Below are 10,408 nucleotides of genomic sequence, written 5' to 3' on the forward strand. Positions count from 1 at the left end.
GCTCGCCGCCCTTGACGCTTCCGCCGTAGGTGCCGAACATCTTCCCGCAGCGGAACGTCGGCCGGCCGTGTGCGACGACCTCGGTGGCGTCGGGTAGCGCGAGTGCGATCGTGCGCACTCGGCCGAGCAGCGGATCGGCATCGTCGAACGCGATGGGGTGCGGCATAGGTCGACGATAGGGGACGGTAGCCGAGCGGGAGGGCGTGTCGGTGCCCTTCGATAGTCTTTGAGGGTGGCACAAGACGTCGGAACCACGGATCCCACGACGAGGGATCCCAGCGCGGATCTGCGTGAGCAGTGGTCGAAGCTCGCTGAAGAGATACGCGACCACCAGTTCCGCTATTACGTCAAGGACGCGCCGATCATCTCCGACGGCGAGTTCGACCATCTCCTGCGTCGACTGCAGGAACTCGAGGACACGCATCCCGAGCTCGCAACGCCCGATTCGCCGACCAAGCTGGTCGGTGGGGGATTCTCCACGGCGTTCACCCCGGTCGACCATCTCGAACGGATGCTGTCACTCGACAACGTCTTCGACGGCGACGAGATGCGCACGTGGGTCTCGCGGGTCGAGGAGGAGGTCGGTGTCGGCACCGAGTACCTGTGCGAACTCAAGATCGACGGCGTCGCGCTCGCGCTGGTCTACATCGACGGCGTACTCGACCACGCCGTCACCCGCGGCGACGGACGCACCGGCGAGGACGTCACGCTCAACGCCCGCACCATCGAAGACGTCCCGGCGCGGCTGTCCGCAACCGACGAGTACCCGATCCCGCATGTTCTCGAGGTCCGCGGTGAGGTGTTCTTCCGCGTCGAGGATTTCGAGGCGCTCAACGCATCGCTCGTCGACGACGGCAAAGCCCCCTTCGCCAACCCCCGCAACTCCGCGGCGGGTTCACTGCGGCAGAAGAACCCGCAGATCACAGCCAGACGTCGGCTCCGGATGATCTGCCATGGGCTCGGCCACACCGAGGGCTGGAAACCGAAGTCTCTGCACGACGCCTACCTTGCCATCGGGGCGTGGGGGCTACCGGTGTCGACGCACACGAGCAAGGTGTCGGGAGCCGACGCCATCCTCGACCGTATCGCCTACTGGGGCGAGCACCGCCACGACGTCGAGCACGAGATCGACGGCATCGTCGTCAAGGTCGACGACTTCGCGAAGCAGCGTCGGCTCGGCTCCACCTCGCGCGCTCCTCGCTGGGCGATCGCGTACAAGTACCCGCCCGAGGAGGCCACCACCAAGCTGCTCGACATCAAGGTCGGTGTCGGCCGAACGGGGCGCGTCACGCCGTTCGCCTTCATGGAACCGGTGCTCGTCGCAGGTTCGACGGTCTCGCGCGCCACGCTGCACAACGAGTCGGAGGTCCGCCGGAAGGGTGTGCTGATCGGCGACACGGTCACCATCCGCAAGGCGGGCGACGTGATTCCCGAGGTGCTCGGTCCGGTGGTGGAGTTGCGCGACGGTAGTGAGCGCGCATTCGTGATGCCGGAGCGCTGTCCGGAATGCGGTTCCACGCTGCGGCCCGAGAAAGACAGCGACGCCGACATCCGTTGTCCCAACGCGAAATCCTGTCCCGCGCAGCTGCGCGAGCGGCTGTTCCACCTCGCGGGCCGCGGCGCCTTCGACATCGAGGCGCTCGGGTACGAGGCAGCGACCGCACTGCTGAGCTCGGGGGTCATCGTCAACGAGGGCGACCTGTTCTCACTGACCGCCGACGATCTCGCCAAGGTCGACCTGTTCACCACCAAGGACGGCAAGCTCTCGGCGAACGGTAAGCGTCTGCTCGTCAATCTGCAAGGCGCCAAGGATGTTCCGCTCTGGCGGGTGCTCGTCGCGCTGTCGATCCGTCACGTCGGCCCCACCGCGGCGCGTTCTCTCGCAACCGAATTCGGCTCGCTACAGGCGATCGAAGACGCGACGCCCGAACAACTCGCCGACGTCGAGGGACTCGGCGGAACCCTCGCGCAGAGCATTCACGACTGGTTTGCCGTCGACTGGCACCGCGAGATCGTCGAGAAGTGGCGTGCTGCAGGGGTTTCCATGGAGGACGAGCGCGACGAGTCCATCGTGCGCACACTCGAGGGCAAGACCATCGTCGTCACCGGCTCGCTACAGGACTTCTCCCGCGACGGCGCCAAGGAGGCCATCTTGGCGCGCGGCGGCAAGGCGTCGGGGTCGGTATCGAAGAAGACCGACTACGTGGTCGTCGGCGACGCGCCCGGCAGCAAAGCGGCCAAGGCCGAACAACTCGGCGTGCCCGTGCTCGACGAAGACGATTTCAAGCGTCTGCTGGAAACGGGGGAGGGGCCTGCGCGTGCTATTCCGGAGTCTGACCCGGAGCCGAGTTGAGCAGTGATGACCTGAACGCTGAAACCGTGTGCGGCAGCCACAGCGCCTGCACCGGGGTCAGCGGCGGATAGTCGAAATCCTTGACGATGACCCGACTTTCGTGACTGGCGCCGGCGGGATCGGTCACGAACGCGACAGCGCTGTTGTCGACGAGTACTGCTGTCGCGGGTGGAGCACCCTGGACACGGCAGACGCGCAACGTCGGCTCCACGCCGCTGCGGCGCAGATGCGCGACCAAGAAGTCGGTGTAGAAGGAATGCCGCTCCGGAGCCCACACGACGATGGGCACGTCCACGAGATCTCGCACCGAGATGGTGTCTGCGTCGGCCAGGCGATGGTCGGCCGCCATCGCCAGCCGCAGCGGATGGTAGGTGACGATCGACGAGGTCAGTTGCGGCGGTGTCTCGACACCGCGACGCATCACGAGATCGATCTCGCCCGACAACAATTGGTCGGTGAACCGGTCGGGAAAAGTCTTGATCAGCGTCACCGATACGTCGGGATGCAGCTTGAGCGCGGGTTCGATGAGCGCGAAGGCCTCGTCGCCCGACAGGGCGGGTGAGTGTCCGATGGTGAAAGGGTCGGGAACCCCGGCTGCTCGACGTCGGACCGATCGCGCGAGTCCGCGCGCGCCCGCGAGTAGTGGAAGCGCCCCCTCGAGGAGATCCTCGCCTGCCGCGGTCAGCACGAGTCGTCGACCCGACCGGTCGAACAACGCGACGCCGACCTCGCGCTCGAGTTGGCGCAATGCCGTCGACAGCGCCTGCTGAGTGAGAAACGTCTGCTCTGCCGCTGCCGCCAGAGTCCCCGCCTGCGCGACGGCGACAAACTGTTCGAGCCGTCGGGTGTCCAGTGCGGCAGCGTCTCCCAACTCGGACATAGCGCAAATCTTACTTGAGTAAAGTCCAGCAAGATCCGATTGAATTGGAGTATCGGGATTCCTACCGTCGGAGGCATGACGCAAAATCAGAGCTCATCCGTTCTCACTCGCCCTCTCGACGGCAAGAGTGCCGTCGTGGCGGCAGGTGCGAAGAATCTCGGTGGACTCGTGTCGCGCGATCTCGCGGGACACGGCGCCAACGTCGCCGTCCACTACAACAGCGATGCCAGCAGGCCGGAGGCGGAGAAGACCGCGGCCGCGGTCGAAGAGCTGGGCGGCAAGGCGATCATCGTTCAGGGAGACCTCACCGCTCCTGCCGCGGTCGCCGCGCTCTTCGACGAGGCTGTCGGCGCATTCGGTGGCGTCGACATCGCGGTCAACACCGTTGGCAAGGTGCTGCGCAAGCCCATCGTCGAAACGACTGAGGCCGAATACGATTCGATGTTCGACATCAATGCTAAGGCTGCGTACTTCTTTCTTCAGGAAGCAGGAAAGCGACTCAACGACGACGGTGCGATCATCACCATCGTCACCTCTCTGCTCGCGGCCTACACCGACGGCTACTCGACGTACGCCGGCGGTAAGGCGCCTGTCGAGCACTTCGCCCGCGCGGCTTCCAAGGAGTTCGCCGATCGCGGCATCTCGGTCAACAACATCGGACCCGGACCGATGGACACGCCGTTCTTCTATCCGCAAGAGACGCCGGAGCGTGTGGAATTCCACAAGTCACAGGCGATGGGAAACCGGCTCACCCGAATCGAAGACATCGCGCCGATCGTGACCTTCCTTGCGACAGAAGGGCACTGGATCACCGGACAAACAATCTTCGCGAACGGGGGGTACACCACGCGCTGACCCGGTCAGACTGGATCTGGCCGTACTTGCTCACCTGGCACCGATGGATTGCTTGCGGATCCGAGTGCCTGCCCGACGCGATTCATCAAGGAGATCACATGACCACCTCGCTACCCGCTCCCGTCGCCGCGTCGATCGACGCGACGAACGCGGGCGATCTGCAGGCGTTTCTCGACGCCTTTACGCCGGACGGCTCCGTCGACGATTGGGGTCGGGTCTTCACCGGACCCGACGCGATCACCGGTTGGAGCGACAACGAATTCATCGGTAAGAACGTCACTCTCGACGTCACGAAGGTCACCACGACCGATGCCGACACCGTCGTCATCGCGACTGTCGGCGGGGACGGATTCAATGGCCCGTCGACATTCACCTACACCGTGAGCGGAGACAAGCTGTCGCGCATGACAATTCGCGAGTGACTCGTCGTCTCGTCAATTCCCGCTCAGGTGTGTGACAGCTGGCTACGTCTCGGTGCGGAGCACTGTGCTGACGATGCCCGAGAGGTAGCCGAGACGCGCGATCTCCGACGGCCGGAAGTCGGGCCCGCCGATCCTGCCGAGCAGCAGGGCCTTCCTGCCATCACCTAGAGGGGCCGCGGCCATGCGGGTGTCCATCTCCTGCCAGGCCCCGGGCACCCAGTCGGCGTCGGGATCGAGCTGCGCGGCCTCGCTGAGCGGAAGCCAGTCAGCGCTGGTCAGCGGAGTCTCGGGCGCACCGGAGCTGCCGTAGAGCGAGAGCACGCCACCTGCGGCTCTGGTGACGACCATCGCCCACGACACACGCAGTACGCGGGGTGCGTTGTCGACGAGGACCTGCAGGCGGTCATGGTCTGCAGTGGCCACCTGGTCGACCAGTTCGAGTTCACGGTGAGTGTCGAGTAGCCCGCTGTAGGGACGAATGGAGTCGACGCGCACGCCGGTGACCCGTTCGGCCGCCGTGATCAACGCATCGGGGAGCGAGCCGGGTGTGACATCGACGACGAGGTCGTCGACGGCGTAACCGTCGCCCCGTTCGACGACCTCGAGAGACAGGATGTCGGCGCCGACGGACCCGAGCTGCACGGCGAGCAGTCCGAGGCTGCCAGGGCGGTCCTCGAGGTACACGCGCAGCAGATATGACACGTGCGACATTGTCGCACCGTGGCCGCGGGCGTGCTCGGATGGCATAGGCCGCGCGCTGTTGCCACGATGGAGGACATGGTTTCGGTTCCCGATCACGACGACGCGCCCGCCACACAGCACGTCACGACGTCCGTCGCGCGACGCATCGAGTCAGGGCGTGAACACGACTTCGTCACCTGGACAGACGCCGGGATCGCGCTGGCCCGCACGTTCCCCGGCTTCCTCGGCGGCGGATGGTTGCGGTCGAGCAGCAAGCCCGACGAGTACTACGTCGTCTACCGCTTCGCCGACGACGATGCGCTCGAGGATTGGAACTCCTCGCCGGTGCGCAGAGCGTGGTTGTCGCGCGGTGAGGGTGTGGCCGTCGAGTATGCGACGCATCGCCTCTCGGGTATCGAGGGGTGGTTCGAACCACAGTCGACGCTGACCAACGCGGTCCGGGTGATGGGCGCACCGCCGCCGCGGTGGAAGCAGGCGGTCACCATCTGGCTGGGCTTCTTCCCGATGTCTCTGCTGATCAACTTCCTGGTGATTCCCCATCTCGGTGGGATGCCCCTGGTGCTCAAGACGTTGATCGCGACACTGATCAACACTCCGCTCATGGTGTACCTGGTGCTGCCGTGGATCACCCGTCGACTCAAGGCGTGGCTCCATTGAGGAGCGTCGAATGTGGTCGCCGACTGACACTCCCGGCCCGGAGAAAACACGTGCTTCTGACAGGTGCGAGCGAAGCTTCGCGCGCGTGTGTCAGAAACACGTGTATTCGCGGTCGGGGTCGCGCCTCGTCGGCAAGCTCATCGTCGAGGACCGCGTCGAATCGGCCGAGAGCGTCGTCGCCTAGGCTTGATGGGGTTGTCGGTGCGCTTTCGCCGATGCCGGTGGGTTTGTTGGTGAGGAAGGACGTGATCTCTTCAAATGTCTGACGGATCTGGGTCGAAGGACGCAGGCTCGACGATCTCGCGTGAGCAGGTCGCGCACCTGGCGCGGCTGTCGCGGCTCGCGCTGAGCGACGTCGAGCTCGATCTCTATGCCCAACAGCTCGATTCGATCTTGACGCATGTCGCGCAGGTCTCCGAGGTCGCTGCCGACGACGTTCCCCCGACCGCCCACCCGGCGGCGCTGGCCAACGTGTTGCGTGAGGACGTCGTCAAGCCCGGCCTGACCACCGAACAGGCGCTCTCCGGTGCGCCCGCCGTCGAGCAGGACCGGTTCGCCGTTCCGCAGATCCTGGGGGAGGAACAGTGAGTTCTCAGACACCGGCCACCCGCGCCGCCACAGACATCACCGGACTCTCGGCCGCAGAACTCGGCGAGAAGATCGCGTCCCGAGAGCTCTCGTCGGTCGAGGTCACCCAGGCGCACCTCGACCGCATCGCCGAGATCGACGACCAGCTCGGTGCGTTTCTGCATGTGAGTGGCTCCGAGGCGCTCGTCGCCGCCAAGGCCGCCGACGACGCTGTCGCGGCCGGTGAGGCGTCGTCGCCGCTCACCGGCGTGCCGCTCGCGCTCAAGGACGTGTTCACCACGACCGACGCGCCCACCACGTGCGGCTCGAAGATCCTCGAGGGCTGGGTTCCTCCGTATGACGCGACCGTGACCGCGCGGCTGCGTGCGGCGGGCATCCCGATCCTCGGCAAGACCAACATGGACGAGTTCGCGATGGGCAGTTCCACCGAGAACTCCGCCTATCAGGTGACGCGCAATCCCTGGGACACCTCGCGCATTCCGGGCGGTTCCGGCGGTGGCAGCGCCGCGGCGCTCGCGTCGTACCAGGCGCCGCTGGCGATCGGCACCGACACCGGTGGCTCGATCCGTCAGCCCGCCGCCGTCACCGCGACGGTCGGCGTCAAACCGACCTACGGCACGGTGTCCCGCTACGGACTCGTCGCCTGCGCGTCGTCGTTGGATCAGGGTGGCCCGTGTGGCCGCACCGTCCTCGACACCGCGCTGCTGCACGAGGTCATCGCGGGACACGACCCGCGCGATTCCACCTCGATCGACGTTGCCGTACCCGACGTCGTCGGCGCCGCACGTGCCGGAGCGTCCGGTGATCTGACGGGTGTACGGGTCGGCGTCGTGACCGAGCTGCAGGGCGAGGGCTACCAGCCCGGCGTGCTCGCCTCGTTCGAGCAGGCGGTCGCCACGCTCACCGAGCGTGGCGCCGAGGTCGTCGAGGTCTCCTGCCCGCACTTCACCTACGCTCTCGGCGCCTACTACCTCATCCTCCCCAGTGAGGTGTCGTCGAACCTCGCTCGCTTCGACGGCATGCGGTACGGGCTGCGCGTCGGCGACGACGGTAAGCACAGCGCCGAAGAGGTCATGGCACTGACACGCGAGGCCGGATTCGGTCCGGAAGTCAAGCGCCGCATCATGATCGGTACCTATGCCTTGTCGTCGGGCTACTACGACGCGTACTACGGCCAGGCACAGAAGGTCCGCACACTGATCGCGCGCGACTTCTCGACGGCGTTCGAGAGCGTCGACGTCCTCGTTTCGCCGACGACGCCGACCACCGCGTTCCCCATCGGCGACAAGGTCGACGATCCGCTGAGCATGTACCTCTTCGACCTGTGCACACTCCCGGTGAATCTTGCGGGTGTCGGGGCGATGTCGGTGCCGTCGGGTCTGTCGGCAGACGACGGGCTGCCCGTCGGACTGCAGATCATGGCTCCCGCACTCGCCGACGACCGGCTCTACCGGGTGGGCGCTGCATACGAGGCCGCCCGCGGTCCGATCGTCTGATCGGTTCCGGGCAGGCCTCGGGCCTGATCCAGCCCCGAGTACCGGTGGCCGACGCCTGCGGGACCGTCGAGCGATCCCGCGAGGTCGGCGGAGTTCTGCACGAACGTCACCACGGGCAGCCACGGGACGCGGCGGGTGGGTTTGCCGACAGTGACCGTCTCGGAGGGGCGTGACGGAGTGCGCCAGATCTCCGCCGCCGACCAGGTGGTCACCGGATCGGTCGCGTTCGCCATCACGATGCGCGGCGATCCGTGCGTGTGCGTCGCGACGGTGTCCGCGGGAACCCCGGAGAGAACGGTGGCACTGACAGTGCCGGGTCGATGGTCGTCGGCCCAGACCCGCGCCGTCTCCGCTCCGATCGCGCCGAGGCTCTGGCCGTACAGGATGATGCGCGGACGTTGCTGTGCGGGAACGGAATCGAGTGCGGAGGTCACTGCCGCAACGACAGCGACAGACGCGCGTCCGGCGGCGTCCCGGTCGGTGACGAACGCCCGCCACGACTGCGTCGACGCGTAGCGGGGCGTGATGGTGTGCATCCGGCCGACGCGTTCACCGATCGCGGTGACCGCACCGGCGTCGATCCAACCCGAGCCCGTCGGGACCGCGATCAGCACGGCGTCGTCGCCGCGGCCGCCCGCGTCGACCCATTGCTGCACAAGGGCATTCGCGTCGCGCGCGCTGGTCACCTGGGCGCTCAACGTCGACGCCGACGCTGTGCCCGAGGCGGGCGTGAGCAGTCCGGCGACAACTGAAACGGCGCCTGCCACGGCCAGCGCGCTCAGCCGTGGCAGCCAGACGATCGCGGCGACCACCGCTAGTGTCGGCCCGATCAGGAACGCCAACCACTCGATGCCGACCGGGGCGTAGCCCAGCTCGCTGCGAATCCCGTTCTGCCACCACATGTTTGCCGCGGCCGCGACCGTCAGGAACGCACCCGCCGCGATGGTTGGTGACCATCGAGTCGCACGCCGCGAACGATGGCACAGTCTGAGCCCGACCATCGTGGCGCTCACGGCAACGGCGGCGCATACGGCGACCACGACGCCCGCGAGCCACGGCGTCCGCGGAAGAGGAGACGGCCAGAGACCTACCCCGGCGGCGAGCACGATCGCCCAGGCGATCGCCGGATGGGGTGGTGAAGGCGCGGTGAGTGCTCGATCGGTCCCCGGGATCGTCATCGTGTCGCCCCCGACGGTGCCTGTGCGCCATCGCGCTCGGCGTCGCTGTTCCGGTCGGGATCGCCGTGGATATCGCCGTGGACGAGGTGTCCGATCGCCGAGAACGTCGCGGTGAGGAGGTTGTTGCGGTCTTGTGGCGGGCCCTCGCCTTCGTGCCAGGTGTTGAGTCCGAGTCCTACGCGTGCCAGCTCGGCCGCACCCCCGCACAGCGGGTCGTGACAGGTCTCACGCATCCGCGTCACGAGCGACGTGTCGAGGCCAAGTCGCGCCCAGGCGCCCAACGGATGGCCGACCCGCGCCGAGTAGCGCAGCAGGTCATAGCCGAAATCATGAGTGCGACAGAGTGGTTCGAACGACGCGGGCATGGGGACCGGTGACGAGCAGCCGCCATGAGGATTGCTCGCCTTGCCGTCGTCGAGCACCGGTCGGTACCCCATCGTCGGAGCGAAGTCGGGTGGGAGGGCAGCTAGTGCCCCGGCGCCGTTGCCGTCGAGAAGGCGCCTGACGACCGCGGCCGCCGCGGGGTCTTCGGTGGTTGCGGTGTGGTCGGAGGTGTCGGTGTTCGACGTCGAAGCGACCGCCGACTGCGCGGCCGCGTGGCCGGCAGGCGTCATGGGGAGGGTGGCGAACGCGGCGACGCTGACGAGCAGAAGTGCGGCTGACCAGCGTCGACGTCGGTGGGTGCGATGGGGGAGTCGGTGGCTCGAAGTCATGTCATCGACGCTAGAAATGCGGAGCACCAACCCACATCGGCCGCGAGTGGGGTTGTCGCACAGTCCATTCGCGGTGACCGCTGTCGTCGACCCACTACCGCAGAGCGACCCCGATCTCCCTCTTGGGTATGAGGACATCGTGAGCCGACTCGTCTACGGTGGACGACGAGGTGATCTGATGATGAAGCACGTGCGGACCGGGCTCCGTAAGGCCGGCTCCGCCCTCGTCGACGAGGTGCGCGCTATTCCCGCGCTGTCGGATCCCGATGTGCGACGCTATTTTTCGTCGCGCGCGAATGTGTTCTTCTTCCTGTGTGCCGCAGTGCTGTTCGCTGTGGCATGGCCGACATCGAGCCTGACGCACGACGTTCCGGCGTACGCGATGCCCGCCGTGGCCGCGGCGATCGCATGGCCGGTTGCGCTGGGGTGGTCGGCTCCCGTTGTGGGATGGGCGATCTCGTAGCTCGCGGCGATGATCATCGGGTCGGTGGTTCCCACGGTGGGCGGGTGGCCGTGGTCGATCCAGGTGACGCACATCATCGCAATCCTTGTGCTGTCGTTCAT

11 protein-coding genes and 1 pseudogene are annotated in these 10,408 nt (G+C 66.7%); 7 read left to right on the forward strand and 5 right to left on the reverse strand.

Going from position 1 to position 10,408, the window contains the following annotated elements; translation table 11 throughout:
• Positions 1-166: pseudogene (locus tag B3T59_RS20030) on the reverse strand (MmcQ/YjbR family DNA-binding protein); the annotation flags it as partial.
• A gap of 66 nt (positions 167-232) precedes the next feature.
• Between B3T59_RS20030 and ligA the strand changes: the two are divergent.
• Positions 233-2,353, forward strand: coding sequence for an NAD-dependent DNA ligase LigA (gene ligA / locus B3T59_RS20035; RefSeq protein WP_287004948.1), 2,121 nt, complete (start codon positions 233-235; stop codon positions 2,351-2,353).
• Here ligA and B3T59_RS20040 read toward each other — a convergent pair.
• A complete protein-coding gene (locus B3T59_RS20040) occupies positions 2,322-3,233 on the reverse strand; it encodes a LysR family transcriptional regulator (RefSeq protein WP_064864007.1) in 912 nt (303 codons plus the stop codon). The genes ligA and B3T59_RS20040 overlap by 32 nt on opposite strands.
• 75 nt (positions 3,234-3,308) lie before the next feature.
• On the opposite strand from B3T59_RS20040, the gene B3T59_RS20045 reads away from it, so the two are divergent.
• Positions 3,309-4,088 carry an SDR family oxidoreductase gene (locus tag B3T59_RS20045; RefSeq protein WP_064864009.1) on the forward strand — a complete coding sequence of 260 codons (780 nt, stop codon included), beginning with the start codon at positions 3,309-3,311 and terminating at the stop codon, positions 4,086-4,088.
• Positions 4,089-4,186: 98 nt separating this feature from the next.
• A complete protein-coding gene (locus tag B3T59_RS20050; RefSeq protein WP_064864011.1) occupies positions 4,187-4,510 on the forward strand; it encodes a nuclear transport factor 2 family protein in 324 nt (107 codons plus the stop codon).
• Between the two features lie 42 nt (positions 4,511-4,552).
• Here B3T59_RS20050 and B3T59_RS20055 read toward each other — a convergent pair whose 3' ends face one another.
• A complete protein-coding gene (locus B3T59_RS20055) occupies positions 4,553-5,221 on the reverse strand; it encodes a hypothetical protein (protein WP_064864021.1) in 669 nt (222 codons plus the stop codon).
• A 57-nt stretch (positions 5,222-5,278) separates the two neighbouring features.
• Here B3T59_RS20055 and B3T59_RS20060 point away from each other — a divergent pair, with 57 nt between their 5' ends.
• From B3T59_RS20060 to gatA, 3 genes are all read left to right on the forward strand, one after another.
• On the forward strand, positions 5,279-5,869 hold the full coding sequence (locus B3T59_RS20060; RefSeq protein ID WP_287004949.1) for an antibiotic biosynthesis monooxygenase: 591 nt from the start codon (positions 5,279-5,281) through the stop codon (positions 5,867-5,869).
• Positions 5,870-6,127: 258 nt separating this feature from the next.
• Positions 6,128-6,457: an Asp-tRNA(Asn)/Glu-tRNA(Gln) amidotransferase subunit GatC gene (gatC, locus tag B3T59_RS20065; protein WP_064864013.1), complete on the forward strand. Its 330-nt coding sequence runs from the start codon at positions 6,128-6,130 to the stop codon at positions 6,455-6,457.
• Positions 6,454-7,953 (forward strand): Asp-tRNA(Asn)/Glu-tRNA(Gln) amidotransferase subunit GatA, encoded by a 1,500-nt coding sequence (gene gatA, locus B3T59_RS20070; protein WP_064864015.1) that lies wholly within the window; start codon positions 6,454-6,456, stop codon positions 7,951-7,953. Before gatC ends, gatA begins: the two co-directional genes overlap by 4 nt.
• Here gatA and B3T59_RS20075 read toward each other — a convergent pair.
• Both B3T59_RS20075 and B3T59_RS20080 read right to left on the reverse strand, forming a co-directional pair.
• Complete coding sequence (locus tag B3T59_RS20075; protein ID WP_005205257.1) at positions 7,905-9,131, reverse strand: alpha/beta-hydrolase family protein; 1,227 nt, start codon at positions 9,129-9,131, stop codon at positions 7,905-7,907. The two genes, gatA and B3T59_RS20075, sit on opposite strands and share 49 nt — an antisense overlap.
• A complete protein-coding gene (locus tag B3T59_RS20080; RefSeq protein ID WP_174273039.1) occupies positions 9,128-9,844 on the reverse strand; it encodes a hypothetical protein in 717 nt (238 codons plus the stop codon). Before B3T59_RS20080 ends, B3T59_RS20075 begins: the two co-directional genes overlap by 4 nt.
• Positions 9,845-9,917: 73 nt before the next feature.
• Here B3T59_RS20080 and B3T59_RS20085 point away from each other — a divergent pair, with 73 nt between their 5' ends.
• Positions 9,918-10,307, forward strand: coding sequence for a hypothetical protein (locus B3T59_RS20085; RefSeq protein ID WP_287004950.1), 390 nt, complete (start codon positions 9,918-9,920; stop codon positions 10,305-10,307).
• The last annotated feature ends 101 nt before the right edge of the window (positions 10,308-10,408 follow it).

Origin of the sequence: Gordonia sp. UBA7860 (assembly GCF_002500165.1) — a bacterium.
Taxonomy (GTDB): Bacteria; Actinomycetota; Actinomycetes; order Mycobacteriales; family Mycobacteriaceae; genus Gordonia; species Gordonia sputi.

Excerpts from the sequence above, each read along its gene's own strand:
- B3T59_RS20045 (WP_064864009.1), top strand. The coding sequence starts at position 3,309 with ATGACGCAAAATCAGAGCTCATCCGTTCTCACTCGCCCTCTCGACGGC.
- B3T59_RS20075 (WP_005205257.1), bottom strand. The coding sequence starts at position 9,131 with ATGACGATCCCGGGGACCGATCGAGCACTCACCGCGCCTTCACCACCC.
- B3T59_RS20050 (WP_064864011.1), top strand. The coding sequence starts at position 4,187 with ATGACCACCTCGCTACCCGCTCCCGTCGCCGCGTCGATCGACGCGACG.
- gatC (WP_064864013.1), top strand. The coding sequence starts at position 6,128 with ATGTCTGACGGATCTGGGTCGAAGGACGCAGGCTCGACGATCTCGCGT.
- B3T59_RS20040 (WP_064864007.1), bottom strand. The coding sequence starts at position 3,233 with ATGTCCGAGTTGGGAGACGCTGCCGCACTGGACACCCGACGGCTCGAA.
- B3T59_RS20080 (WP_174273039.1), bottom strand. The coding sequence starts at position 9,844 with ATGACTTCGAGCCACCGACTCCCCCATCGCACCCACCGACGTCGACGC.
- B3T59_RS20060 (WP_287004949.1), top strand. The coding sequence starts at position 5,279 with ATGGAGGACATGGTTTCGGTTCCCGATCACGACGACGCGCCCGCCACA.
- B3T59_RS20055 (WP_064864021.1), bottom strand. The coding sequence starts at position 5,221 with ATGTCGCACGTGTCATATCTGCTGCGCGTGTACCTCGAGGACCGCCCT.